Raw genomic sequence first — 26,875 nt, forward strand, 5'->3', positions numbered from 1 at the left:
TATGGCTCCTTCCGATCACAGTTCGAGTTCGACGTCACCTTCGGCGGTGTTGATGCAGATCCGCACATCCGCTCCGATGGGTTCCGTGACGTCGCCGGAGCGCAGATCGCGCAGTTTGCCCGACTTCAGCGTTCCGACACAGGTATGGCAAATTCCGATCCGACAGCCGTACGCGAGATTGAGACCGGCCTGCTCGCCGGCTTCCAGAATCGGTGTGCCGCCGTCACATTCGACGGTGGTGTCGCTGTCCAGAAAGCTGACGCAACCCCCTTGTCCTTCCCCCGCATCCCCGCCGATTTTCGGCTGGAACCGCTCGAAGTGCAGGCGATCTGCGTCACCGTTTTCCTCCCAATGCTCGATCAGCGCATCGAGCAGCTCGCTGGGGCCAGAACAGAAGGCCTCGCGTTCGCGCCAGTCCGGAACCACCTCGTCCAGGTCGTCCGGCGACATCCGGCCCCGCTCGGACGTGAGCCGCACATCGAGCCGCATCCCGTCGCATCGGCGGTCGAGGTCTTCCAGAAAGGGCAAAAACATGACTTGTTCGCGGTTGCGCGCGGAGTGCATAACCACGACATCGCCTAGCTCGCCGCGGCGATCAAGGCTACGCAGCATGCTCATGATCGGTGTGATGCCGCTACCGGCGCTGATGAAGAGCATTTTCGACGGCGGCGGATCGGGCAGTGTGAAGACTCCCTCGATCTCACCGAGCCGAATGATGTCGCCGGGCTTGACCCGTTCGACCAGATACGGTGACACCACGCCGCTGTCCACCCTTTTGGGGGTGACGCTGATCAGCCCGTCCGCTGGCTGCGGATCCGAGGTCAGCGAATATGCCCGCCAGTGATAGCGGCCGTCGATGATCACGCCGAGCCGCACGTATTGGCCCGGTTTGTGGCCTCGCCACTCATAGCCCGGCCGAATCAGCACACTTGCCGCTTCTGAGCCCTGCGGCTCGACGCGCTCGACTTTTCCGCGCAGTTCCTTCGTCGTCCAGAGCGGGTTGATCATCTCGAGGTAATCGTCTGGACGTAACGGACTGAACAGTTGCCGCACTGCTCTCAGGAACAGCCGCCGACCGCGTGGAACCGGGGGCTGAGCGCCGCGTTCCGCCATGATCGCGATGGTACACAGCTGTCTACCGAGTTCAAGCGAACGCAATAACTATACTGTTCAGAGGTGCTATTAACGCTCTTACGAAGTAAAACGTACGTTCACTGAACAGCGGTCGGCGCCTCGGACGCCTTCACCAACCGCACCTCCGGGCGAGCCGGAACCGCGTCGGCAAGAAACCACCGGAAGGCGAGGTTGCCGCGCGGATACTCCACTGTGGTGAGCGAGTTCGGGTGGGCAGTCATGCCCCGGGAGACGACGATCGTCACCGTGCCGTCTGCGTTGAGCACCGCGCTGTGACCGTTGATGGAACTGCGCGCGTCGATGACGCTGTGGGTGGCCATGAACTGGTTCCACACCACCAGGTTCCAGAACCGGCAAGCCGGGGGCCGGTGGGTGATCACAAGCGCTTCGTCGTCGGCGAGCACAAAGCTGCCGTAGGCATAGCAGGCGTCGCGGGCCGACCAGCCGAAGTTGGCGTCGGGCACCTGGTACGGATCTGCGAATTGATTTGCGATCTGGGAAATTTCGTGCCCAAGGGTATGGGCGTCGTCGGACCGCACACCGACGGCAAGCGGCACAATGGCGAACATCGTGCGCAGCCAGGCGGCGCTGGCCCGCAGCGCCGCAGCGGTTTCAGCGTCGCCGTGCCGCACCGGCTCCGGCTCATCCAACGCCTCGACGCGCCAGCTGACGGGCCGGCCGGTGAGCGGGTCGGCCTGGTAGTCCCGGGTCATCAACACCGCCGCATCCGGTGACGGGCCGAGCTCGAACGAGAAGTTGCCGTCCGCGTCGATGTCGAGATCGTCGTCACGCACGATCGCCACGATCCGATCCGACCAAGCGCCCGGCGACGGCTCGTTATAGGCCGTCAGCGAAAAGTACACGCTGTCACCGCGATTGCCGCTGATCCGGTAGCGTCTTTGGGGGTCGACCGGACAGATGTAGTAGTAGGCGTCGGTGTTGTCGCCGCCCCAACGCCGATCGCGCCGAAACGGCGTGTTGACTTCCACGAACGCCGGCCGGCTGGGCTCGGCGAAGAGATAGGTGTCGAAAGCCACCCCCAGCGTCGTCGCCAGCATGCGGTAGCCGTCGGCGATGTGCCGGTCGTCGGTGACCGCGCGGTCGCCCTCGAGAAACGAATGGTCAAGACTGCCCAGAGTTTCCAGCAACTCGTGCCACGCGGCCGTCGACTGGTGCGTCATACGCTGATTCCTCTCGTGATCAGGGCGGCAGTGCGTTCCACCCAGGTGTCGTCGAGCGCGTCCCCTCGGGTGAGCAGCGCCAAAAATGTGGTGCCGGCAACGGCCTCGACCACCTCGGCGACGGTGATGTCGGGCCGCGCTTCGCCGCGCTCGACGGCGGCATCCAGACGCTCGGACAGACCGCGCGAAAGGATGCCGCCGAAACGCTCCAGCAGCGCGGAATGCAGAGTCAGATCCGCCGCCATCTCGCCGACCAGCCCCGGCAGCGCCGCCCGCGCGGCCGGCGTGGTCAGTACCGCCGCTGTGCGACGCACCATCTCCCGCACGTCGGCGGCCAACGACCCAGTGTCCGGCAGCGCGGTCGCGTCGCTGATCGGAAACACCGCCTCGTGTACCAGGTGCGCCTTGCTGGGCCAACGCCGGTAGATCGCCGGCTTGCTGGTGCCGGCCCGCCGGGCGATCGCGTCGACTGACAGCTCGGCATAGCCGGTCTCGGCCAGCAGCTCGACGGCTGCGCGCAGCACCGCGCTGTCGATGCGCTTGTCGCGGGGTCGGCCAATCTCCGTCGTCATTACGAAACTCATAGTAACTTAAGTCGGCGTGACCGACATCACTCACCTTGACGACCTCGCCGAGCCGCGCTTCAGCCCGGACATCGAGCAGATCCGCGAACTGATGGCCGCGATGGCGCCGGAGTGCCCCCTAGACGTCGACGCGCTGCATGCCAGGGCCACCGCTGATACCGGGCTGAGCGACTTCGGGCCCGAGGACTACCGCGAACGCCTCGACGTGTACCTCGCGGCGCTACACGAGGTCAGTGGCATGCACGGACCGGGAATCGTCAACTTTTACGCACAACTGGTGGGCTGGCTGAAAAACCGGCTCCTGCTCACCGCCCTGTTGAAGCAGCATCGCGAGATTCACGACATCGAGTTGCAGCCGCCGATCGTCATCGCCGGCCTGCCGCGGACCGGCACCACACATCTGCATAACCTGCTCGCGGCAGCCTCGACGTTTCGCACTCTGCCGTACTGGGAGAGCGTCGAGCCGTTTCCGCTACCCGCCGAGATCGGCCTCGAGCCGGATCCGCGCCGTACCCGGATGGACGCCGCCGTTGAGGTGATGAACGCCGTCATGCCGCATTTTCGCCTCATGCACGAAATGACGACCGACCATGTCCACGAGGAGATTCAGCTACTGGCCAACGACTTCTCCTCGATGCTGTTCGAGACGCTGGCCCAGGTCCCGCGGTGGCGTGACTACTACCTGGCCCACGATCAGTCCTCGGCCTACGAGTACCTGGCCCTGCAGTTGAAGGCGCTGCAGTTTCTCCGTGGCGGGCGTCGCTGGCTGCTCAAGTCACCCCAGCACCTCGAGCAACTGCCGGTACTCGACAGAGTCTTTCCCGGCGTGGTCGTTGTCTGTACCCACCGCGACCCAGTGCCGGTGGCGTTGTCGATGATCGCGATGATCACCTACACCGCGCGGATGCACCGCTCACCGGTGCCGGTCACCGAAATCGCGGCATCGTGGATCGACCGTCTAGAGCTGATGCTGGGCGCGCTAATCCGTGATCGAGACGTCATCGGACCCGAGCGCTCGATCGACGTCCGCTTCGACGACTTCATGGCCGACGAGCTCGGTGTCACCGAACGGCTCTTCGAGCTTGCCGGCGAGCCGCTGGCCGTCAACGCGCGCGCCGGGATGGCCGAGTATTTGGCGAGTCACCGACGCGGCCGGCTCGGTCAGGTCGCCACATCGGCCGAGATGTTCGGGCTCGACGAGGGCGACCTGACTGCCCGCTTCACGCCGTATGTTCAGCGCTTCTTGGAGTGATGTTCCTAGATGTCTGCGCCAACTTCATCGCCGGCCGGGACTGGCTCGGGCGCAGGCACTTCCGCGTCCACCTCGTCGGCCGGAGCCGGATCAGGGGCGGGTGCTTCCGGTTCGACGGCGTCGACCAGAACGACGCCATCCGGCGGCGGCAGGGCATCGTCGATCGCCTCCGGGTCCACCGGCAGGAACATGTGATGAGTGAACTGGGGCTGATACGCGCCGCCACCACCGATTTTCACGCCGCCGCCTTCTCCGCTGGATACCGCGGTCCCGTCCGGCAGCGTCACCGCAGTGTGGTTGCCGTTCCACCCGATCACCAAAGCACCAGGCGCAGTTCCATACTGGAAACCGCGCGCCAGCAGTGCTGACTCTTCATTGGCGGTATGGAATCTGTCTCCGAAGACCGGTCGGTCAGTCGCAGCATTGGACACCCAGGATGCCAGGCCCGAACAATCCGTTCCCGCAGGGGAATCCCCGCCCGTGACATACGGCGTCCCCGAAACCTGCTGGATCAACGCCATTACCGTTGCTAAAACAAACATGCGCCGGGACATTAACAACAAGATCAATAGACAACCAAAATTTGTGATGGCCCCCACGTTTGGCGCTAAAAGATGACGTGCATTACATACGTCAGCAAAAGACGCTGCACCACGGTCTTTTTCGAAAATTCCAGTGAAAATTCAAGCTACTTCTAACGTTTCGATAACGCAAGACTCAATTGCGTCGAACTACCCGGAAAGCAACTGCAAGGCAGACAATCCCGATTTACTCAGCAGGCGGCAACGCCCGCGGGGCCAGCGACGGCCCGATGTGGCGGTGCGCAGCAGCTAAGTGCAGGCGGTTATCCCGCGGACCGACATCGTCGGTTGCCCGGTAAGTCGCCGCCGACTCGCGCGGTGGCTGGACGGCTTCTTCGGTGTCGACGGTCACCTTGCGGGTGCGTTTGAACGAGAACGTGATCTCTTCGATCTCTTCGAACACCTGGCGTGCGGTGCGCAGCGGCTGGGTCGTGGTGTCGATGGCGCGGGCGACGAACGTCGGAACCAATGGCCGAATCCAGCGCGCCGCGGTCTTGGTCACCTCAGGGATGGTCGGGAGCAGCGGGGTAGGCCGTGGTACTGCCGGCAGGTTCTCCGGCTCGGCGACGGTCTGTTCGGTGGCGGGCGGTTCGGCCGCCGCCAGACTTGCGGCTTCCGCCTCGGCGGCGATCGGCAGATACATGTTTTCTTCGACCGGCGCGGGAGCGGGTGGGCCCTCGAGCGCCTCGATGACTCGACGCTGATGATTCGCGCGGTCGATTTCTAACTGTGCCTCAACCGCAAGTCGGGCCTGCGCGAGTTGTTGTTCGGCCCAAAGCCTTTCGGCGGTCGCGCGCACTTCGGCTCGCTTGACGGCGATCGCGGTGTCGGCCGCCACCTCGGCGTGGTCCCGTTCGGCGTGGGCCGCTGTACGCCGATCGTGAGTCGTCTCACCGCCCAACAGTTTCAGGATCAACGGCAGCAGGCCCAGCAGGATGAAGAAGCCGACGGTGACGAGGCGCAACAGCAGCGCACCTGCGTTACCCGTCGTGATGTCATGCATGGCCATCCACCGCGCGGCCAGGCCGTGATCCGTCTCGGCGATCACGCTGTGACGTGCCTGGGCGAGTTGGGCGGTGCCGGCGTCGAGTCGGGCAGCCAGCTCCGCGGCTTGCCGATTGCGATCGCCGATGGCGGTGCCCAGTTCATGTTGAGCATCGACGAGACGTTCGTTGGCCATGCGTGTTTCGGGCCCGGTACCGGGTACGCCGGTGATGGTGGTCTGCGGGCACGCCGGCGTGGGGTGGTACTCGCAGCGGGCCACGACCAGCGCTTCGTCGCGGTGTGCGCGGGCCTCGTCGACGGCTTTGTCGAGGGCGTTACGCGCGTTGCGCGTCTGCTGCAGATCGGCGGCAGCCTGCGCGACGGCTGCTGTCGAGTCGGCATTGCGTGATGCAATGGCGTCGAGCCGGTGGTCGATCGAGCCGGAGAAGACGGCCAGCGCAGCAAGTTCGCCGACCACGAAGCCGAGGGCAACCGCGACCGCAGCACGCCCGACCATGCCACGCCAGCCGCGCGCTGGGCCACTGACGATTGCGCGGGCGATCGCGCCGACCAACATTCCGAATACCAGAGCCAGCGCCGCAATGGCCGGGATCGGCCAGCGCACGGATTCCGACATGGTCAGCGCCGAAACAAGTCCGGTCAGCGCAGCAGTGAGCACCACGACCAGGCCAGTGATCGCATGAGCAGACCGCTCGTGACGCTCACCGAGATCCTGCCACTCTCCACCGCCCAGCCAGGCCAGCGCGGACTTGGTCCACGAACGGGCCCGGCGCGGTTCGGCTGCTTTATGGGCGCACATGGACTGAGAACACCTCCAGGTTTTGCCGGCTGACGGGCCACGACCAGACACCGACCGGCAGAGTTGACATGTGGTGCGGTTCACAACGCATCCGGAATCGCGCAGGCCCCAAATCGCTGCAGTGCGATGGCACGAATTCTCTCACATGTGCGCTTCCGGTGTCGGTAGCATCCCGGGCAGCGCATGTTTCGGTGATCAACTGCGTTCGATGCGTTTGATGATGCGCGCAGTGGCCCGCTCGAGCACATGCTGTCGGCCTAGCGGTGTGCGCTCACGCTTGGCTCGGCGGAGCGCCGGGCCAATTGTGATGCCCTGCTCATAAGCCGTCACGAGGCGCGGATCCACGTAAGAGCCACGCGCGACCGCGGGAGTGTTGCCCAATTCGTCGGCAACGGCCCGCATCACGGCCGCTTCTTCGCGACGGCGTGCGGTCTTCGACGTCGGCTCCCGAGCAGTCGCGAACGCCTCGGCGGCCAGCACCGTACCGTGCCACGTTCGCAGATCTTTGACGCTGAATTCGTCGCCGACGAGCTCGCGAAACCGGGAGTTGAGATCGTCAGCGCGCACTTCGCACCAGCCATCGGACGTCTGGTAGGCCAGCAGTCGCGGGATCTTGGTATCGGCGCGCAACAATGAGCGCACCGCTCGGATCACCAACGGGTCCTCCAACGAAATCGTCCGGCGCACGCCACTTTTGGCCGGGTAGTCGAATTCGACGCTGTCGCGGCACAACCGGACGTGGTCGCGAAGCAGAGTCGCCAGCCCGAAACTGCCATTCTCCTGCGCGTACTCCTCGCCGCCGGCCCGGAAATAGCCACGATCAATCAACTGCTGGCCGATTGCCAGCACCCGATCGCGCTTCAGGCCGCGCCCACGCAGGTCGACCAGCACCCGGTCACGCCAGTCGGGCAAGCGCTTGGCCAGGCTCAGCGCCCGGTCATACTTCTCCTCGGCCCGCTCGGCCTGCCATCGCTCGTGATAGAGGTACTGGCGACGTCCGGCGGCGTCGGTGCCAACGGCCTGGATGTGGCCATTCGGATGCGGACAGATCCAGACGTTCTTCCACGCCGGCGGTATCACCAGCGCCTCGATCCGCGCCAAGACCTCCGGGTCGTCGACGCAGTCCCATTGGCTGTCGACGTACGAGAATCCCCGGCCCCGGCCGATGCGACGAATTCCGGGGCCACCGACGGTGCTTCGGCGCAACCTCATGCCGCGGCCGTCCTGGGAAGGATGCGCGGCTGCGAATACTGCGTGTTCACCGCATGGGTTTACCCGCGGCGGTATCGGGTGACACCACGACCACATTCGGATTGAGCCGACACAGCGGGATCAACCGTGGAGCCGAAACAGGACGTGAGACGGTATCAACTTATGCAGACCTTCGACTACATGACCTACGAGGATTTCGGCCGGCGGTTCTTCGAGGTAGCCGTCACCGAAGACCGCGTCGGCGCCGCCTTCGCCGCGATTGCCGGCGAGGAGTTCGAGATGGCGCCGATCGCCCAGGGGCCAGGCAAGATCGCCAAAATCAGCGCAAAGGTCCGGATTCAGGAGCCGCAGGTCCACCGAAACGTCGACGACGCGATCACCTTCAACATCCACATCCCGCTGGCCATCGACCTCCTTGTGGACCTCCGCCTGGACAAGCAGCGGTTCCTGGTCGACGGCGACATCGCGTTGCATGCGGTCGCGCGCGCTGCCGAACCGCTGCTGTTGATCATCGACGTCGCCAAGCCGCGTGCGTCGGATATCACCGTCCACGTGTCGTCGAAATCCATCCGCGGCGAGGTGTTACGCATCGTGGCCGGCGTTGACGGCGAGATTCGGCGCTTCATTGCGCAGTATGTTGGTGACGAAATCGATTCGCCACAATCGCAAGCCGCTCAGGTCATCGATGTGGCCGCCCAAGTCGGCGAGACCTGGACGGGTATCTGACCCAGCTGTATTCGGGTTTATCGGGCCGTCGCGCCCGGGTATGGACAGGGATGTGGCACGAGTAGACGTTTCGACGTCATCCGACCTCGAACCGAAGGCGGCGTGGAAACTGGCCTCTGACCTGAGCCGGTTCCCGGAGTGGATGACGATCTTCGCCGGCTGGCGTAGCGAGGTCCCCTCCCGCCTCGAGGAAGGCACGCGCGTGTCGTCGTGCGTCAAGGTGAAAGGCTTCCGCAACGTCATCCACTGGACGGTCACCCGGTACGACGAGCCACACACAATTGAGTTGGAGGGCCGCGGCCGCGGTGGGATCCGGATCGGCGTCACCATGAACGTCACCGACGACGACCCGGGGTCGACTTTTCGCATGACCGCCGAACTCAAGGGCGGACTGCTCAACGGCCCGATCGGCAAACTAGTCGCGCGGGTGCTGAAATCCGACGTGCGGAAGTCGGTGGACAACTTGGCTGCGTTGCAGTAACCACACAAGACATGGACCACCGCCGAGCGCCGCTGTTGGACGCACTGGCCGACTATCACCGGCTGGAGCGGTACGGGTTCAGCCCACCCGGGCATCGTCAGGGACGCGGCGCCGACGAGCGGGTATTGGCGGTGCTGGGGCGCGAGCCGTTCCACGACGACGTATTGGCCAGCGGAGGTCTGGACGACTGGCGCTCGACGGGCCGGTACCTCTCGGATGCCCAGGAACTGATGGCCGACGCAGTCGGGGCGTCCTCGGCCTTCTTCTCGACCTGCGGCAGCTCGTTATCGGTGCGGGCGGCGATGATGGTGGTGGCCGGAGCGGCGTCCGGTGGCCTACTTGTGCCACGCGACAGCCACAAGTCGATAGTCGGCGGATTGATCTTTTCCGGCATCCAGCCACACTGGATCACCCCACGCTGGGACGCCGATCGTCACCTTTCGCATCCGCCATCGCCGGACCAGGTACGCGACGCCTGGGACCAGAACCCCGATGCTGCCGGCGCGTTGATCGTCAGCCCGACGCCCTACGGCACCTGCGCGGACCTCGCCCAGATCGCCGACATCTGTCACGAACGCGGCAAGCCATTGATCGTCGACGAGGCGTGGGGTGCGCATCTGCCGTTCCACCCTGACCTTCCCGCTTGGGCGATGGACGCCGGCGCCGACGTGTGCGTGGTCAGCGTGCACAAGATGGGGGCCGGCTTCGAGCAGGGTTCGGTGTACCACGTACAGGGCGATTTGGTGGACCAGGATCGACTGGAGGCGAACGCCGATCTGTTGATGACGACCAGCCCGAATGTGATGATCTATGCCGCAATGGATGGCTGGCGACGTCAAATGGTGCAGCATGGCCGCGAATTGTTCGGTGCCGCACTCACTCTCGCACCCACGGTGCGCGAGCGTATCAATCAGATACCTGACGTCGTGGTACTCGAGGACCAGCTGCTCGGCGTTGAGGCATCCCATGACCTGGACCGCATGCAGGTGCTGGTGGACGTGTCGGGCACCGGCGCGACCGGGTACCAGGCCCGCGACTGGCTGCGTGAAAGCCACCGTGTCGATATCGGGCTGGCGGATCATGCTCGCATCCTCGCGACGCTGTCATTCGCCGACGACGAGCACACCGCCGACCGCCTTGTTGACGCATTAACGGCCTGGCGCAACACCGCCGACTCGTTGGATCGGGCGCCGGCAATTCGATTGCCCTCGCCCGATGAACTTCAGTTGGAGACGGTAATGCTGCCGCGAGACGCGTTTTTCGGTCCTACCGAGCTCGTCCCGGCCGATAAGGCCGTCGGCCGGATCGCAGCAGAGCAGATCACCCCGTATCCGCCCGGCATACCGGCGGTGGTGCCGGGCGAGAAGCTCAACGACGCGATCATCGAATTCCTGCGCTCCAGCCTGGCGGCGGGCATGCCGTTACCTGATGCCGCCGACCCGCAGTTGGAGCATGTCCGGGTGGTCGAGTAAACGACCAGCGCCGAAATGTGCTAGCGCGCTTCGGGATGCTGTGTGAGCCATTCTCTTTCGACGTCGCGCACTCGGCGTCCTTCCATCGCCAGCCACGCCAGGCCGGCACCGGCAGCAAGCAAAGCGACAACAAGACTCGCGACGCCGACCCCGATCTGACCGAGCGCAAATCCGGCCAGACAGACCACGAACGCCAGCACGCCGACCGCCAGCAGGAGAATCCCTGGCGCTTTAGCGGTGTTTTTCATCGTCTCACCCGCATGAGCTCGGGTGGTCCGGTGGTGATCGACCGGATCGCGGGCGGTGTCACCCATTAGGTCACTCCTCTGGTGTGGCTTGCGTTTCGCCGCATGCCGACGGCTACCCGAACTAAGGCCCGAAAAAACGTGTGCTGCGGTCAGGCGGGTGGCCGAAAGCCGTTGAGCAGCGCACGCATGGATCGTGCCACGGCATGCCGGGTCTGCACCGGGTCTGGTGAATTCGCAATCAACATCGCGCCGCGCGTAAGCGCACCCAGCAGCAGCCGGGTGACGGTCTCGGGGTCGTCGACGTGGAGGGTGCCCGACTCGGCGGCAGCCCGAAGCGCTTCCACGATGACCGCAAAGGCATACCGCTCGTCGAGTTCGGTGTAGCGCGCCAGGCCCAGCACGGCGGGCCCGTCCAGGATCAAGATGCGCTGCAGGTGCGGCTCCAGAACGGCGTCCAGGAACGCGTCGAAGCCCCGGGCAAATTCATCGATGTCGTCAGTAGCGCCTTGTGCGGCTGCCATGGACGCCGCCATCAATTCGGTGTGCGCCTGTTCGAAAACCGCCTCGAAAAGAGCCGTCTTGGTAGGGAAGTGGTGATACAGGGCGCCGGTTGTGACCCGGGCGGCACGTGCCAGATCTTCGACCGATGTGCCGCGAAAACCGTTCTGACCGAACAACTCCCGGCCAGAGTGCACCAGTGAGTCGCGCGTCTGCGCCACCTGCTGGGCGCGCAGCGACGACGGCTGCGGCGTCGACTCGGCCATGGCTTCACTCCTGTGCAGGCGGATCGCATCAGCCTATTGACATAGTGACGTTATGTGAAATAGTGAAATTATCTGCAATCTGCTTCAACGATGGAGGTTATTGCCCATGCACGCCGTCCCCACAGCGGCCGCCGGCCCCGTCGACCAACTCCGGCGCGCCGATGCCACCACCAGAACCGCGCTGGCCAGCGCGGTCACTCGCAGCGCTGCATTGTGGCGAGGCGTCGACGATTCCGGCGCACCAGTACCGGGCCTGTCCTGGGCAATCGGGCAAACAGCGGCGCATGTGGTTGCCGACATGCGCGAGTACACCGAGGCGCTTACCCGGCATCTGAACGGCGACCACACCGCGCCGGAGATCCCGGACGGATCGCCGGCCCGGCTGCGGACCGCGGCCAATGACCGTCACCTCAGCGACGTGTGCGAACGCGACCCGCGTCGGCTGGCGAACATGCTGGAGGAAACCGCCGAGCACTACCTCGCCGCTGCCGCCGCGGTCGATCCCGCCGCGCACACCACCATCGCCACCGCCGACAGTCTGGTCCTAGAACCGGCGGTGATGACCTGCTTGCTGCTGGGGGAGCAGTTGATCCACGGGTTGGACATTGCTCGCGCCGCCCGCCGGCCGTGGACCATCAGCCGCGACGACGCGCTGCTCGTGGTACCCGCCGCACTGGCGCTGGCGCCGAACTACCTGCGGCCCTCCCGCGCCGACGATCTGCACATCACCTTCGAACTGCGGATCCGCGGTGGTGGCCGGTATCGGATGACGGTCGACCATGGCACCGCCGTCGTCACGTCAGCCGATCAGCGCACTGGCGGAAGGGCGGACTGTGTGATCACTGCCGACCCGGTGACTTTCCTGCTCCTGGGTTATGGGCGCGTACCGCAATGGCCGCAGATCCTCCGCGGCAGGCTCCGAGCCGGAGGACGCAAGCCATGGCTGGCAGCCAAATTCGGGACATTGCTGGCCAGCCCGTAGGGGGCCGGCCGTCGTTAGAGTAGGAACGGTGACGTCGGTCGTGATCGTAGGCAGCGGATTTACCGGCTTCGAGTGCGCACGTCGACTTCGCAAACGAAACTTCGACGTCACGATCATCTCGCCGGTCGACTACATGCTCTACACGCCGTTGCTGCCGGACGTGGCGGGCGGGGTCGTCGATGGACGCTTCGTCACGATCCCGCTGGCGGGAACGCTGCACGGCGTGCGCAAAGTGCGGGGACGTGTCGACAGCGTCGACCTGCACGAGCACACCCTGACGTTCACCGACCTGGAACAGCGCTCCTGCAACCTGTCCTGGGATCGGCTGGTGCTGACGCCCGGGTCGGTGACCCGGCTGTTCGATATACCCGGATTAGCCACCTACGCAAGGGGTTTGAAGTCAGTAGCCGAAGCGCTCTACCTGCGTGATCACGTTCTCGAGCAGCTCGAGCTGTCGTGTTTGGACACCGACGCCGCCAGCGCACAGGCGCGCCGCACGATCGTCGTCGTGGGGGCGTCCTACTCCGGAACCGAGCTCACCGCGCAGCTGCGCGCGCTCACCGACGCCGCCGCCAAACACATGGACTTCGACAAGAGCGACGTGAAGTTCTTGCTACTCGACCTCGCCGAGCAGGTGATGCCCGAAGTCGGAAAACGGCTGGGCGACAAAGCGATGCGGGTGCTGCGACGCCGCGGCGTCGACGTTCGCCTCGGCCTGACACTGCGTGAAGTACATCCTGACCATGTGGTGCTCACCGACGGCTCGCGGGTCAACACCCGCACCGTCGCGTGGGTGACCGGCGTGACCGCTGCACCACTGATCGAAAAGCTCGGGCTGCCAACCGAAAAGGGCCGACTAAAGGTACAGACCGATTTCGGTGTTCCCGATCATCCAGACGTGTTCGCCGCCGGCGACGCCGCGGCGGTGCCCGACGTGACCCAGCCCGGCAAGGTCACCCCACCGACCGCTCAACACGCAATCCGGCAGGGCAAAGTACTGGCCAACAATGTCGCCGCGAGCCTCGGCCACGGCAAGACCAAGCAGTACAAGCACCGAAACATGGGTCTGGTCGTCGATCTCGGACCCCGCGCGGCAGTCGCCAATCCGCTGAACGTGCCGCTGTCCGGGTATCCGGCGAAGTTCGTCACCCGCGGCTACCACCTCTACGTGATACCGCGGTTCGTCAATCGGTGGGCGGTGTCGCTGGCTTATCTGACCGATGCGCTGTTCCCGCGCACCCTGGTGTCGATGGGGTTGGCGACGCAGCGCGACGCCGAATTCTCCACCAGCGAAGGCATTCCGCTGCCGAAGAGTGGCTGATGCTGCTTACAGCGTCTGGTGGCGCCCGAAGTACTTGTGGTCTTCGCTGTATCCGCCGTAGCCGCTACCGATCTCGGAGTAGTGGGCGACGAACTCGATACCCTTGATCCACTTCACCTGTTTGAACCCGTGCTGCAACTCGTTACGCAGCCGCAGCGGCTTGCCGTGCATGTAGGGCAGCGGCTGGTCGTTCATCTTGTAAGCCAGCATGCTCATGTGGTGGCGCATCTGGTCGATCGGGTGTGCGTTGTAGTAGATCCCGCCGGTGGCGCCCAGGCCCATCGAATAGAACACCACCCATTTCGCCTCGGGCAGCGGTTTGACGATGTCCATGATCGTCTCCATCGTCACGCCGCCCCATTTCGCGACCCCCGACCACGCCTGGATGCAGAAGTGCTGGGTGATCTGGTCGTGGTAGGGCAGCGCCTGCAAGTCCTCGAGTGAGAACTCGGTCGGGTTTTCGACGAGACCGTAAACCTTGAGCCGCCAATCGACGAAGTCGTTCTTCTCCAGCTCTTTGTATTCGACGGTCTCGGGCAACCGGCCGTTGCGCCAGTGGTGCGGGGAGATGTCCTTCTCGGTGAAGGCGCCCGGCTTGGGGTTGAAGTTCTCCAGCGCCCGCTGGAAGGGCCCGATCAGCGCGTAGCCGACCCGCTGGACCACCCGGGGGTGCCGGATGGTGAACGGGGTGGCCCACACCCAGGCGACGGCCGTCACGGCCATCGCCGCTGCGAAGAACCAGAAGCCCAGCCAGCTGTTGTCGTCGCGGGCGGCGAACATGTGGTTGAGGTTTCTCAACGCGTCGGTGGCAAAGACCAGCGTGACGTGCACCAGGATGAAGAACAGGAAGTAGACCAGCACCAGGAAATGCAGTGACCGTGCGACCTGAATGTTCAACCGCTTGCTGATCACCGTAATCCGCTGCGAGAGCGCCGGCGACATCCCCAGGCCGGTGATCAGCGCTGCCGGGGCGGCGATGAAGACGGTGGTGAAGTAGGCCATCAACTGCATGCCGTTGTAGCCCACCCAGCCGTTGTCCTTCGGCCAATCCAGCGACAGGTACTGAATCGCCACCGAGGCGGCGTCGGGAAAGACTCTCCAACTGGTCGGCACGATGTGCTTCCAGTGTCCGGTGGTGAACAGCAGCACGTAGAACACCGCGCCGTTCAGCAGCCATAAGACGTCGACGCCCAGGTGCCACCAGCGGGCCAGGCCGATGGAGTGCCGGAACCCGGGCAGCCCGAATTGCGGGGGCAGCGCGACGGTGTCGGAGTTGGCCGTCCACAACTCGTCGTCGGGAACCGGCGGACCGACCCGCAGCCACTCATCCTTGCCGGGCGTGGAGTTGCGGCTGAAGTACAGCCGCGGGTGGTCACACAGAATCTGGATGCCCGAGCGGATGATGAACATCATCAAGAACAGGTTGAAAAAGTGCGTCCAGTTCGCCCACCACGGGATGCCGACCGCGCTTCCGGTCGCTTCTTCAGCTCCGGGGTAACGCTGAATGAACTCCTCGATGCCCGGCATGTTGCGCAGGCCTTTGCCGATCGCCACCGCCGCGATCAGCAGAGCAAAACCGATGGGGACCAGCCACAGCAGGTTGAACCACTTGTCGCGGCCCACCCGCAACCGCGGAGCCGTCGCCCGCCTGGTGAGGTCGAATCCGCCGCCATAGGTTTCCACGTCGACGATGTCGTGGGCCGCGTGCACCTCAGTGCGATAACCCTGCTCGAGCTCCATTTCGACGTCCACCACGTCAGCCGGGTAGCCGACCTGGTGCGTGGTATCTGTAGCGGCGCCGCCGGTCCCGGCCGAATCGACGTCCCTGTCAGGCTTGTTCCTGTCGGTGGTCGTCACGGGCCTGAAGATACACGAAGCGCGCAGCTCACCGCGGTGATGACGGGCCTCGCAGCGGCTGTCATCGGCCCGCTGGAAACAGACCGCCGCGGCCGAGTTGCCGGACCGGGACGCGACCTCGGCTGGATAAGACTCAGCAAGCGCGGACACAGTTCCGCGCCTGCGGTCAGTCGTCTGGAATTAAGACGCGTCTGCGGCAGACAGTACCTGGCTTCGGCCTAGCCGCCGGCCAACCGGTCCGAGCGGACCCGCTGGGGTCTCAAAACCCTTCAGGCGCTGCGGTTTTGCGCCCCGCAGGCGCGAACGCCAGCGTCGGCCGGAGAGTTCCGTCGGGTAACTGAAGTCACGAAGTGAGATTGGTCACAAAGCACGTTGCAGCGTTACAAGTCGAGCAGAAGCTGTTCGCTTTTCGGCGCCCGCGAAATGCACACCAGCATCATGCCGTCCGCGCGTTCCGGTTCGGTGAGCAGCGTGTCACGATGCTCGGCGCGACCTTCGAGGACACGGGTGCGGCAGGTGCCACAGAAGCCCTGTTGGCAGGAATACGGCGCTGCAACCCCAACCCGCCGCAAGGCCGCCAGCAGTGTCTCCTCGGCGCCAACGCACACCGTGGCGCCCGTCGAGGCGACGCGGGCGGTGAACTCCTCTCCGTCGATCACCGGCGGCGCGGCAAATCGCTCGAAGTGCAACTCCACGTTGTCGCGACCGGCCAGCCGGGCTCGGATCATGCTCAGCATCGGTGCCGGTCCGCAGGCATACACCGCTGTGCCGTCGGCGCAGTCGCCCAGCAGCCGGGCCGCCGGCGGAACGCCGTGGACATCGTCGGTACGGACTTCTACCCGATCACCGAACACCGCCAATTCGTCGAGAAACGGCAAGCTGTCGAGGCTGCGACCGGCATAGACCATCGACCAGTCGACGCCGAGGCGCTCGGCGTCGCCCAGCATCGGCAGGATCGGGGTGATGCCGATACCGCCGGCGATGAAACGCAGACGCTGCGTGGGGGAGCCATAGCCGGGCACCGTCAGCGGGAAGGCGTTCCGCGGTCCGTGCGTGTGGACCACAGCGCCGACGTGCAGTGTGTCGTGCACCTCGACCGAACCGCCGCCGCCCTCGGGGATGCGTCGCGCCGCGATGCGGTAGACGTCGCGACGCTCGGGGTCGCCGCAGAGCGAATACTGCCGCAGCCGGCCGCTGGGCAGCTGAATATCGAGGTGCGCACCGGGACGCCACGGCGGTAGCTGTCCGCCGCCCGCCGCCGCCAAGGTCAGCGCGATCACGTCCTGGTCGTGTGCGACCACGCGGCGGTCCGCCACGGTCAGCGCGATGCGCTGGTCCTGTTCCTCGGGTGTGGCGATACGCCGGATTGACCCCGACAGGGCCCACAACCCGGAGATTGCCGCGTCGGCGAGTCCGATCAGCAGATCATGGCGGGACCGGCCCGACGCGCTCGGTGGCGTCTGCCGAATCCGCTGCAACACCGCCTTCACTGGTGCGCCGCGCGGGCCGCCGCGGAACTCGCCAGATAAGCCACGGCCTGCGCCGTCGAACCCATCTCCTCGGGTGAAAAACCCGGCCGGAAGTAGGTGAATGTGTTGGAGCCGAACAACTTTCGATAGGTAGGCAGCAATCCCACCTTGGAGTCCCGCGCCCGAAGCCACTGCATCTTCCACCAGCCGATGTCGAGCTCCGGATCGGCCTTGGTGAGATACCACGTACCGCGCTGAAAGAAGACAAAGACCATCGTCACCGCCATCGCCATCGAACGGATTCGATCGAGGTAGCTGTCGTGGAAGTAGACCGCGACGTCGTGGGCGACGTTGCGGTGCTCGACTTCCTCACTGCCATGCCAGCGGAACAGGTCGACGATCGTGGCGTCGGCGTCGTAATCGTCCCAGTCGCAGTTGAGGGCGAAGTCACCGAGTACCGCGGTGTAGTGCTCGATCGCGGCGATGAGCCACAGCCGGTCACACAGATGGTTGAGTCGGCGTTCGGGATCCGACGACGTGGAGGGCGCCAGCGTGCGGGAGAAGACGAAGTCGACCTGATCGAGCAGCGGCTGGGGATCGACACCATGGGCCACCATCAAGTCGTGCAGCACCTGTTCGTGGATATCGGCATGGGTGGCTTCCTGGCCGATGAATCCGCGCATATCGTCGGCCAGCTTGGCGTCTTTGACCAGTGGCAGCGCCTCGTTGAACACCGCGACGAACCACCGTTCGACTGGTGGCAGCACAACGTTGAGCAGGCTGGCGAAATTCGAGGCCACCGGATGCCCGGGGATCCAGTGCAGCGGGACCTCGGTGACGTCGAAGTGCACTTTGCGTGCCTGGATCTGCACGGGGCCCGGGTCACATTCGTGGTCGAACCGGCGCGGTCGCAGCATGGGAACTCCTCCCGTTCACGCTAACCCCATCGTGGCGCGGGGGATTGGGAGGAAGTCTACGGACGCACGCTGCGCACGGCGCGGTGTTCAATCGCATTGATCGTCAGTTGCCGCCGGCTTATCCGCCACCCGGCGTCAGTGCGTTGATATTCGTCGTCATAACGCAGATGCCAAACCAGGTCGGTGATCTTCTCGTCGCGCTGCATCCAGTGATGCGCGATGCAGGCAATACGACCGCGGGCGCTGCCGACTCCGGGACCCTCCTGGTAGACCTCGCCGACGACGGCGTGCTCGGTGCGTGCGGCGGCGGCGACCGCGGCGATCGCGGCGCCGATGGCAGCCCGGCCCCGGTGCCGACGGACCGGCGTCATCTCGGCGGGCGGGTCGGGCACCGCGAGCTCGGCGTCGCCGGTGAAAAGTGCTGTCACCGAATCGAATTGACGATCATCAACACCGGCCGCGTATCGGTGCACCAAGTCGGCAAGGGCTGCCCGGTCAGTTGATGAAAGTGTCATGGCAGCGCCTGGCCGGTGTGCTCGGCCCCAGTGTGGTCATGCAACGCTTCGGCCAACCTGTTTGCCCGGGCATCGGTGAACACGTCCTCCAGCAGGATCGGATGACCGTCCGGGCCGGACAGTGGAACGCGCCAGTTGGGGTATTCATCGGTGGTGCCGGGCTGATTCTGGGTGCGCCGATCGCCCACGGCATCGGTCAGCGCGAGACCCAGCAGCCGCGACGGCGTTCGGCCCAGATATTGGTGGAGCGCCAGCACCGTCGCGTCGAGGTCGGCATGCTTGCCCAATAGCCCGGCCCGGCGCAGTTCGCCCATCCAGGCTGCCCGTTCGGTCTTGGCGGCGGCCAGTTCCTCGTCGACCGGACGTGTCAACAGCCCCAACGAATCCCGCAGCCACACATGCTCGTCGGCCAGATACCCGGCGGTCGGCGGCAAGTCGTGCGTGGTCACCGACGACAGGCAATATTCTCGCCACCGCTCCGCCGGCAGTGGGCCGCCATCACCGTCGCGGTCGAGTTCGAACCACAGAATCGAGGTGCCCAGCACGCCACGGGCCCGCAGGTAGTCACGCACCCACGGCTGCACGGTGCCCAGATCCTCACCCACCACCACCGCGCCGGCGCGGTGCGCCTCCAACGCCACGATGCCGATCATCGCCTCGTGGTCGTAGCGCACGTAGGTGCCATCGGTGGGCGGAGCACCGTCGGGAATCCACCACAGTCGAAACAGGCCGATGATGTGGTCGATGCGTACGCCGCCGGCATGCCGCAGCACGTTGCGGATCAGCGCCCGGAACGGCCGGTACTCCTGCTCCTCGAGCCGATCCGGGCGCCACGGCGGCTGCGACCAGTCCTGGCCGAGCTGGTTGAACTCGTCGGGCGGTGCGCCCGCGGTCACACCACGCGCCAGCACGTCCTGCAGCGCCCAGGCGTCGGCGCCAGTGGGGTGCACGCCCACGGCCAGGTCAGCCATGATGCCCAGCGACATCCCGGCCCCCAGCGCCTGCGATTGGGCCGCAGCCAATTGCTCGTCGAGTTGCCACTGCAGCCAGCGGTGGAAATCCACCGCCGCCGAATTCCGGGCGACGAAATCGGCCACACCGTCCGCGGCGGGATGCTGCAGCGATTCCGGCCAGCAATGCCAGTCGGCGCCGTACTCCTCGGCTACCGCGCACCAGGTGGCGAAGTCGTCGAGAGCCGACCCTTCCCGGGCGCGAAACGCCGCATACGCCAGTTCCCGGCCGGCCGAACGCCGGACCCGGTAAACCAATTGCAGCGCCGCCCGCTTGGCCGCCCACGCGGCGTCACGGTCGATGGAATCGGCGCGGGCGCAGCGGTCTTGGACATGGTTGTGCAACCGCCGGATCCGGCCCCGCTTCCGCAGGTAGGCGAATTCCGGGATGGCCTCGACCCGAAGGTAGACGGGGTTGACGAAGCGCCGCGACGTCGGCAGGTAGGGCGACGGCTCCATCGGTGCGGTCGGGGCAGCCGCATGCAGGGGATTGACCAGCAGGTAATCGGCGCCGTGGATCGAAGCCGACCACACCGCGAGGTCAGTGAGATCGGTCAGGTCGCCAATGCCCCACGACTGCCGGGAGCGCACGCTGTACAACTGGGCGGCCAGCCCCCAGGCGCGGTGGGCGCCGAGCCGCTCGGGTAAGCCCAGCCAATCCGGGGTGACGATCAGCGCGGTACCGGCCTCCTCGGCCCCGGACCGCAGGTGCACTCGGTGATAGCCCAGCGGCAGGTCGGACGGCAACTCGAAGCTGGCCTCACCGACCAAGCCGCCCTCGAGATCAAACGGCGGAGTGAAATTGTCGACCTGCCGAAGACCGTCCCGGATGGTGCCGTCCTCCAACTGCAACCACACCTGGGCCGGTTGGCCATGGGGCACATGGACCCAGAACGACGTCTGGGCGCCGGCGCGTTCGACGATGGTCGCCGGCAGCGGACGGGACCAATACGCGCGGTCCTGGGTGTCCAGCGCCGCCGCGCGCTCCGCATCGGTGCCGGCGGTGAGGCCGCAGGCGGCGAGGACCGCCACCACCGTGGACTCCGGAACCGGTACCCGCCGGCCGGTCCAATCCTCGTAATCGGTCGCAATCCCCAGCCGCCGGGCGAGCTCAGCCAACGACGGCGCGGTCTGTGTCATGCGGCCAATCTTGCTTGGTGGTCCGGCACGCCTGCGACCTGGCGTCTTGTTGACGAGCCGACTTTGCTCTGCGTCGCTACGATGCCAGTGAAGACTTGACGATTCCAGCAGGACAGATGGCAAGTGATGACACTGTGGTGCGCACCACTATCCGGGCAGGTCACGACACCGCTTCTCGCGTGGCGAGGCCGGTCGGGGTGCCCTACGGTTATCGGTGTGAATAGCGGCGACCGGCAGTATTTGGGCGTTCCGTCGGCTCGGGGCGTGGTCCACCGTGCCTTCTGACCAGGGCGGCGGCCAGCGAGGTTCCGGATACGGCCTCGGACTGTCGACACGAACTCAGGTAACCGGCTACCAGTTCCTGGCGCGCCGGACGGCGATGGCGCTGACCCGCTGGCGGGTCCGGATGGAGATCGAACCCGGCCGGCGCCAGACGCTGGCAGTGGTGGCATCGGTGTCGGCGGCGGCGGTGATTTGCCTGGGCGCGCTGCTGTGGTCGTTCATCAACCCGTCCGGCCAGATGAACGAATCGCCGATCATCGCCGACCGCGATTCCGGGGCGCTGTATGTCCGTGTCGGCGACACACTGTATCCGGCGCTGAATCTGGCGTCGGCGCGGCTGATCACCGGCCGGGCCGACAACCCGCACAAGGTCCGCGGGAGTCAGATCGCCGAGCAACCGCACGGCCCGCTGGTCGGGATTCCCGGCGCGCCCTCGGAGTTCTCGCCGACGTCGCCGGCGTCGTCCTCCTGGCTGGTCTGTGATTCGGTCACGTCGACGGCGGGCGTGGGAGCACCGTCGTCCGTGACCGTAACGGTGATCGACGGTGCCCCCGACCTGTCAGGTCGCCGGCGAGTGCTGAGCGGACCCGACGCGGTGGTGCTGCGCTACGAAAACGACACCTGGGTGATCCGGCAGGGCCGGCGGTCACGCATCGACGCTGCGAACCGGTCGGTGTTGCTGCCGCTGGGCCTTACACCCGAAGAAGTCACCCAAGCCCGGCCGATGAGCCGCGCACTGTATGACGCATTGCCAGTCGGTCCCGAACTGTCGGTCCCGACGGTGCCCGAGGCGGGTAGCCCGGCACGATTCCCCGGTGCGCCGGGGCCGGTGGGGACGGTGTTCGTCACACCGCAAATCAGTGGCCCGCAACAGTATTCGGTGGTGCTGCCCGACGGTGTGCAGACCGTAACGGCGGTGGTCGCCCAGATCCTGCAAAACGCCGGCAGCACGCCGGGAGCTCAGCTTGTGACGGTGGCGCCCGCAGCGCTGGCGAAAATGCCGGTGGTCAAAGGGCTGGATCTGTCGGCGTATCCCGAGGGCCCCCTGCAGGTCGTGGACATCCGGGAGAATCCGGCCACCTGCTGGTGGTGGGAAAAGACCGTCGGCGAGGAGCGCGCCCGCGTCCAGGTGGTGTCCGGGCCAACGATTCCGGTGGCCGCATCCGACACCAACCGGGTGGTGTCGCTGGTGAAGGCCGACAACTCGGGCCTCGAAGCCGACAAAGTCTATTTCGGTCCCGACTACGCGAACTTCATCGTCGTCACCGGCAACCACCCCGGATCTGCCACCGCCGAATCACTGTGGTGGCTGACCAAATCCGGTGTGCGGTTCGGTGTCGACAACACCCGCGACGCGCGCACTGCGCTGGGGCTGACGTCGTCGCCCAGTCCAGCACCCTGGGTGGCGCTACGGCTGTTGGCGTCCGGTCCGACGCTGTCGCGGGCCGATGCGCTGGTGCGTCATGACACCCTCCCGACCGATATGAACCCTGCAGAGTTGGTGGTACCGAAGTGAAACGTGGCTTTGCGCGGCCGACGCCGCAGCGCGCGCCGGTAGTCAAGCCGGAGAACATCGTCTTGCCGACCCCGCTGAGCGTGCCGCCCCCGGAAGGCAAGCCCTGGTGGCTGATCGTGGTCGGAGTTCTGGTGCTCGGCCTGTTGGTCGGCATGGTCGGTATGACCGTCGCCAATGGCTCGCGAATGTTCCTGGGGGCCGGTTCGATTTTCCCGATCTTCATGATCGGCGGGGTCGCGATGATGATGTTCGGCGGTCGCTTCGGCGGCGGCCAGCAACAGATGAGCCGCCCGAAGTTGGACGCGATGCGCGCCCAGTTCATGTTGATGCTGGACATGCTGCGCGAAACCGCGCAGGAATCCGCCGACAGCATGGACGCCAACTACCGGTGGTTCCACCCGGACCCGGCGACGTTGTCGGCCGCGGTGGGGTCGAGCCGGATGTGGGAACGCAAGCCTGACGGCAAGGACTTCAACTTCGGCGTGGCCAGGGTCGGGGTGGGCATGACGCGGCCCGAGGTGACCTGGGGCGAGCCGCAGAACATGCCGACCGATATCGAGTTGGAGCCGGTCACCGGTAAGGCACTCCAGGAATTCGGGCGCTATCAAAGCGTCGTCTACAACCTGCCCAAGATGGTGTCGCTACTGGTCGAGCCGTGGTACGCGCTGGCCGGAGATCGCGAACAGGTGCTTGGCCTGATGCGGGCAATTATCTGCCAGCTGGCGTTCTCACACGGTCCAGACCATGTCCAGATGGTCGTTGTGACTTCCGATGCGGCGCAGTGGGACTGGGTCAAATGGCTGCCCCACTTCGGGGATCCACGCCGCCGCGATGCCGCAGGCAATGCACGGATGGTCTATTCCTCGGTGCGTGACTTCGCCGCTGACCAAGCCGACTTGTTCGCCGGGCGTGGGTCGTTCACGCCTCGACATGCCAGTTCATCGGCGGAAACGCCCACACCGCATCGCGTGATCATCGTCGACGTCGACGATCCCCAATGGGAATACGTGATCAGCACCGAAGGCGTTGACGGGGTGACGTTCTTCGATTTGACGGGGTCAGCGCTGTGGACAACTGCTCCCGAGCGGATGCTGCAATTCGACAGCGCCGGGGTGATCGAGGCGCTGCCGCGCGATCGCGACACCTGGATGGTGATCGACGACAACAAGTGGTTCTTCGCGCTGGCCGATCAGCTGACCGAGCCCGAGGCCGAACAGTTCGCGCAGCGCATGGCGCAGTGGCGGCTCGCCGAGGCCTACGAGGAAATCGGGCAGCGCGTGGCACATATTGGTGCGCGAGACATCCTGTCCTACTACGGGGTTGAGAATCCGGCCGCGATCGACTTTCAAGCGCTGTGGAACGGGCGCGGTGATTCGCAGCGCCGGTCGCGGCTGCGCGTGCCGTTCGGTAACCGCTCCGACAACGGCGAGTTGCTGTTTTTGGATATGAAGTCGCTCGACGAGGGTGGCGACGGCCCGCACGGCGTGATGTCGGGGACGACTGGGTCAGGTAAGTCGACGCTGGTGCGCACCGTGCTGGAGTCGCTGATGCTTGGGCATCCACCCGATGAGCTGCAGTTCGTGCTGGCCGACCTCAAAGGTGGATCGGCGGTCAAACCGTTCGCCGGGGTACCGCACGTGTCGCGGATCATCACCGACCTCGAAGAAGACCAAGCGCTGATGGAGCGCTTCCTGGATGCGCTGTGGGGCGAAATCGCACGCCGGAAGGCGTTCTGCGACAACGCCGGTGTGGACGACGCCAAGGAATACAACGAGATGCGCTCCCGGATGCGGGCGCGCGGCCAGGACATGCCGCCGCTGCCCATGCTGGTGGTGGTCATCGACGAGTTCTACGAATGGTTCCGCATCATGCCCACGGCGGTCGACGTCCTCGATTCGATCGGGCGGCAGGGCCGCGCCTACTGGATCCATCTGATGATGGCGTCCCAGACCATCGAGAGCCGAGCTGAAAAGCTCATGGAGAACATGGGTTACCGCTTGGTGCTCAAAGCCCGTACCGCCGGTGCAGCGCAGGCCGCCGGCGTACCCAACGCGGTGAACCTGCCGGCTCAGGCGGGGCTGGGGTATTTCCGTAAGAGCCTCGAGGAGATCGTCCGCTTCCAGGCCGAGTTCTTGTGGCGTGACTACCGCCGCGGCGTCTCACTCGACGAGGACGGGCAGGCGCCGCTGGTGCACTCAGTCGATTTCATTCGCCCGCAACTGTTTTCCACGTCCTTTACGCCGATCGAGGTCAGCGTGGGCGGCGGCCCGGACATCGACGCGCTGCCCGAGATCGCCAACGGCGAGGTGATTATCGACAGCGACGAGGTCGAGGTTGTCGAGGACGAGGAAGAAGAAGAGGAAGCGATCCGGACACCGAAAGTCGGCACGGTGATCATCGATCAGCTGCGCCGGATTCCCTTCGAGCCCTACCGCTTGTGGCAACCGCCGCTGGACCGGCCGGTGCCCATCGACGAACTGGTGGACCGCTTCCTGGGCCGGCCGTGGCAGCAGGAGTACGGCACCGCCAGAAACCTCGTCTTCCCGATCGGCATCATCGACCGCCCGTACAAGCACGACCAGCCGCCGTGGACGGTGGACACGTCCGGAGCCGGCTCCAACGTGCTGATCCTGGGCGCGGGCGGGTCCGGTAAGACCACCGCGCTGCAGACGTTGATCTGCTCAGCCGCCCTGACGCACACCCCCGAACAGGTGCAGTTCTACTGCCTGGCCTACAGCAGCACCGCGTTGACGACCGTGGCCCGTGTCCCGCACGTGGGCGAGGTCGTCGGCCCCACCGATCCCTACGGCGTGCGCCGCACAGTCGCCGAGTTGCTGGCATTGGTGCGCGAACGCAAACGCAGTTTCCTCGAGTACGAAATCGCGTCGATGGAGATGTTCAGGCGGCGCAAGTTCGGTGGTGGAGAGGTGCCCGGCAGGGTCCCTGATGATGGCTACGGCGATGTTTACCTTGTGGTGGACAACTACCGGGCGCTGGCCGAGGAGAACGAGGTCCTCATCGAGCAGGTGAACCTGATCATCAACCAGGGACCCTCGTTCGGGGTGCACGTGGTGGTCACCGCCGACCGGGAATCAGAGCTGCGGCCACCGGTGCGCAGCGGCTTCGGGTCCCGGGTGGAGCTGCGGCTGGCCGCAGTGGAGGACGCCAAACTGGTGCGGTCCCGATTCGCCAAGGACGTTCCGGTCAAGCCCGGTCGCGGCATGCTCGCGGTCAACTACGTGCGCCTCGACAGCGACCCGCAGTCCGGTCTGCACACCCTGGTCGCCAGACCGGCGTTGGAGACTACACCGGAGGCCGTATTCGAGTCCGACAGCGTGGCCGCCGCCGTCAGCCAGGTCGCCGCCGGCCGGGCCCGCCCGGTGCGCAGGCTCCCGGCGAAGTTCGGGCTGGAGCAGGTACAGGCGTTGGCCGCAGCTGACCGCCGCGGCGGAGTCGGCGCAGGCGGGATCGCGTGGGCGATCTCGGAATTGGATTTGCAGCCGGTCTACCTCAACTTTGCCGAGAACGCTCATCTAATGGTGACCGGTCGGCGTGAGTGTGGGCGCACCACGACATTGGCGACCATCATGTGCGAGATCGGCCGGATTTACGCCCCCGGCGCCAGCACCGCCCCGCCGACAACAGAGCCCTCCGCTCAGGTGTGGCTGGTGGACCCGCGCCGTCAGCTGCTGACCACGCTGGGTCCCGACTACGTGGAGCATTTCGCTTACAACCTCGACGGCGTCGCGACCATGATGGATCAGCTGGCGGCCACCCTGGCGGGCCGCGAGCCGCCACCAGGCCTGTCGGCCGAGGAGCTGCTGTCGCGGTCGTGGTGGAGCGGGCCGGAGATCTTCTTGATCATCGACGACGTGCAACAGCTACCGCCGGGGTTCGATTCGCCGCTGCACAAAGCCGCACCCTGGGTCACCCGAGCGGCCGACGTCGGCCTACACGTCATCGTCACCCGCACCTTCGGCGGCTGGTCCTCGGCGGGCAGCGACCCGATGCTGCGAGCGCTGCACCAGGCCAATGCGCCGTTGCTGGTGATGGACGCCGACCCCGACGAAGGCTTCATCCGGGGCAAGATGAAGGGCGGTCCGCTGCCGCGTGGTCGCGGCCTGCTGATGGCCGAAGACACCGGTGTCTTCGTGCAGGTCGCAGCCACCGACCTGAACCGGTAGCACTTTCCGGCCGGGCGTGGTGCCGTCGCGGCTGCGCCCTCACGCTTTGAGCTTCGTTCCAGCGTCGTCCCGCGCTCGCCAGCGGGCGGATAGCGGGGGCGTAACCCAACTGTGCATTAACAGCTGTCGGCCGGGAGTGAACATTAGCTGTCGGGTGATGAATATTTCGCGTCCCAGGCGGCGAACCTCGGCATAGCCGCCTAATCTCGCTTTCGAGCGCCTGTTCAGTTCTATACGAACGCT

21 protein-coding genes are annotated in these 26,875 nt (G+C 65.6%); 8 read left to right on the plus strand and 13 right to left on the minus strand.

Annotated elements, in window-relative coordinates; genetic code table 11:
* Positions 1–15 precede the first annotated feature (15 nt).
* The 3 genes from AC5Y5W_RS15720 to AC5Y5W_RS15730 all read right to left on the minus strand — a co-directional run bounded on the left by AC5Y5W_RS15720 (position 16) and on the right by AC5Y5W_RS15730 (position 2,887).
* On the minus strand, positions 16–1,113 hold the full coding sequence (locus AC5Y5W_RS15720; RefSeq protein WP_500011071.1) for a ferredoxin reductase: 1,098 nt from the start codon (positions 1,111–1,113) through the stop codon (positions 16–18).
* 98 nt (positions 1,114–1,211) lie between these two features.
* Positions 1,212–2,315, minus strand: a complete 1,104-nt coding sequence (locus tag AC5Y5W_RS15725; RefSeq protein WP_500011073.1) for a DUF1214 domain-containing protein — start codon at positions 2,313–2,315, stop codon at positions 1,212–1,214.
* Entirely contained in the window at positions 2,312–2,887 is a 576-nt protein-coding gene (locus tag AC5Y5W_RS15730; RefSeq protein WP_500011075.1) for a TetR/AcrR family transcriptional regulator, read from the minus strand. The genes AC5Y5W_RS15725 and AC5Y5W_RS15730 overlap by 4 nt, the downstream gene beginning before the upstream one ends.
* Before the next feature lie 103 nt (positions 2,888–2,990).
* Between AC5Y5W_RS15730 and AC5Y5W_RS15735 the strand changes: the two genes are divergently transcribed.
* Positions 2,991–4,151: a sulfotransferase family protein gene (locus tag AC5Y5W_RS15735; protein WP_500011218.1), complete on the plus strand. Its 1,161-nt coding sequence runs from the start codon at positions 2,991–2,993 to the stop codon at positions 4,149–4,151.
* A gap of 5 nt (positions 4,152–4,156) precedes the next feature.
* Here AC5Y5W_RS15735 and AC5Y5W_RS15740 read toward each other — a convergent pair whose 3' ends face one another.
* The 3 genes from AC5Y5W_RS15740 to AC5Y5W_RS15750 all read right to left on the minus strand — a co-directional run bounded on the left by AC5Y5W_RS15740 (position 4,157) and on the right by AC5Y5W_RS15750 (position 7,748).
* Entirely contained in the window at positions 4,157–4,705 is a 549-nt protein-coding gene (locus tag AC5Y5W_RS15740; protein ID WP_500011077.1) for a peptidoglycan endopeptidase, read from the minus strand.
* Positions 4,706–4,919: 214 nt separating this feature from the next.
* Complete coding sequence (locus tag AC5Y5W_RS15745; RefSeq protein WP_500011079.1) at positions 4,920–6,536, minus strand: DUF4407 domain-containing protein; 1,617 nt, start codon at positions 6,534–6,536, stop codon at positions 4,920–4,922.
* A 195-nt stretch (positions 6,537–6,731) separates the two neighbouring features.
* Complete coding sequence (locus AC5Y5W_RS15750; RefSeq protein ID WP_500011081.1) at positions 6,732–7,748, minus strand: DNA topoisomerase IB; 1,017 nt, start codon at positions 7,746–7,748, stop codon at positions 6,732–6,734.
* 162 nt (positions 7,749–7,910) lie between these two features.
* On the opposite strand from AC5Y5W_RS15750, the gene AC5Y5W_RS15755 reads away from it, so the two are divergent.
* From AC5Y5W_RS15755 to AC5Y5W_RS15765, 3 genes are read left to right on the plus strand one after another with little or no spacing between them, the layout of a single operon-like run.
* Positions 7,911–8,474 carry a hypothetical protein gene (locus AC5Y5W_RS15755; RefSeq protein WP_499883842.1) on the plus strand — a complete coding sequence of 188 codons (564 nt, stop codon included), beginning with the start codon at positions 7,911–7,913 and terminating at the stop codon, positions 8,472–8,474.
* Positions 8,475–8,526: 52 nt separating this feature from the next.
* Positions 8,527–8,955, plus strand: a complete 429-nt coding sequence (locus AC5Y5W_RS15760) for a type II toxin-antitoxin system Rv0910 family toxin (protein WP_500011083.1) — start codon at positions 8,527–8,529, stop codon at positions 8,953–8,955.
* Positions 8,956–8,966: 11 nt separating this feature from the next.
* Positions 8,967–10,427, plus strand: a complete 1,461-nt coding sequence (locus AC5Y5W_RS15765; protein WP_500011085.1) for an aminotransferase class I/II-fold pyridoxal phosphate-dependent enzyme — start codon at positions 8,967–8,969, stop codon at positions 10,425–10,427.
* 20 nt (positions 10,428–10,447) lie between these two features.
* Here the strand turns inward: AC5Y5W_RS15765 and usfY are convergent, their stop codons facing one another.
* On the minus strand, positions 10,448–10,741 hold the full coding sequence (gene usfY, locus AC5Y5W_RS15770) for a protein UsfY (protein WP_500011087.1): 294 nt from the start codon (positions 10,739–10,741) through the stop codon (positions 10,448–10,450).
* An 83-nt stretch (positions 10,742–10,824) separates the two neighbouring features.
* Positions 10,825–11,439, minus strand: a complete 615-nt coding sequence (locus AC5Y5W_RS15775) for a TetR/AcrR family transcriptional regulator (protein WP_500011089.1) — start codon at positions 11,437–11,439, stop codon at positions 10,825–10,827.
* Positions 11,440–11,545: 106 nt separating this feature from the next.
* Between AC5Y5W_RS15775 and AC5Y5W_RS15780 the strand changes: the two genes are divergently transcribed.
* Together AC5Y5W_RS15780 and AC5Y5W_RS15785 are read left to right on the plus strand one after the other, a co-directional pair.
* Positions 11,546–12,421: a maleylpyruvate isomerase N-terminal domain-containing protein gene (locus AC5Y5W_RS15780; RefSeq protein ID WP_500011091.1), complete on the plus strand. Its 876-nt coding sequence runs from the start codon at positions 11,546–11,548 to the stop codon at positions 12,419–12,421.
* 28 nt (positions 12,422–12,449) lie between these two features.
* A complete protein-coding gene (locus AC5Y5W_RS15785) occupies positions 12,450–13,742 on the plus strand; it encodes an NAD(P)/FAD-dependent oxidoreductase (RefSeq protein WP_500011093.1) in 1,293 nt (430 codons plus the stop codon).
* A 6-nt stretch (positions 13,743–13,748) separates the two neighbouring features.
* Here AC5Y5W_RS15785 and AC5Y5W_RS15790 read toward each other — a convergent pair whose 3' ends face one another.
* From AC5Y5W_RS15790 to malQ, 5 genes are all read right to left on the minus strand, one after another.
* Positions 13,749–15,482: a molybdopterin-dependent oxidoreductase gene (locus tag AC5Y5W_RS15790; RefSeq protein WP_500011220.1), complete on the minus strand. Its 1,734-nt coding sequence runs from the start codon at positions 15,480–15,482 to the stop codon at positions 13,749–13,751.
* Between the two features lie 497 nt (positions 15,483–15,979).
* Positions 15,980–17,080: a PDR/VanB family oxidoreductase gene (locus tag AC5Y5W_RS15795; RefSeq protein WP_500011222.1), complete on the minus strand. Its 1,101-nt coding sequence runs from the start codon at positions 17,078–17,080 to the stop codon at positions 15,980–15,982.
* 5 nt (positions 17,081–17,085) lie between these two features.
* A complete protein-coding gene (locus tag AC5Y5W_RS15800; protein WP_500011095.1) occupies positions 17,086–17,985 on the minus strand; it encodes a metal-dependent hydrolase in 900 nt (299 codons plus the stop codon).
* A 56-nt stretch (positions 17,986–18,041) separates the two neighbouring features.
* Positions 18,042–18,500, minus strand: coding sequence for a nuclear transport factor 2 family protein (locus AC5Y5W_RS15805; RefSeq protein ID WP_500011096.1), 459 nt, complete (start codon positions 18,498–18,500; stop codon positions 18,042–18,044).
* Positions 18,497–20,650, minus strand: a complete 2,154-nt coding sequence (malQ, locus tag AC5Y5W_RS15810; protein WP_500011098.1) for a 4-alpha-glucanotransferase — start codon at positions 20,648–20,650, stop codon at positions 18,497–18,499. Before malQ ends, AC5Y5W_RS15805 begins: the two co-directional genes overlap by 4 nt.
* Before the next feature lie 274 nt (positions 20,651–20,924).
* Between malQ and eccB the strand changes: the two genes are divergently transcribed.
* Both eccB and eccCa read left to right on the plus strand, forming a co-directional pair.
* The gene (eccB, locus tag AC5Y5W_RS15815; RefSeq protein WP_500011100.1) at positions 20,925–22,448 is read left to right on the plus strand and encodes a type VII secretion protein EccB; all 1,524 of its coding nucleotides are present in this window, start codon (positions 20,925–20,927) and stop codon (positions 22,446–22,448) included.
* Positions 22,445–26,632, plus strand: coding sequence for a type VII secretion protein EccCa (gene eccCa, locus AC5Y5W_RS15820; RefSeq protein ID WP_500011102.1), 4,188 nt, complete (start codon positions 22,445–22,447; stop codon positions 26,630–26,632). Before eccB ends, eccCa begins: the two co-directional genes overlap by 4 nt.
* Positions 26,633–26,875: the final 243 nt, after the last annotated feature.

Source organism: Mycobacterium sp. NGS51, from assembly GCF_059812525.1.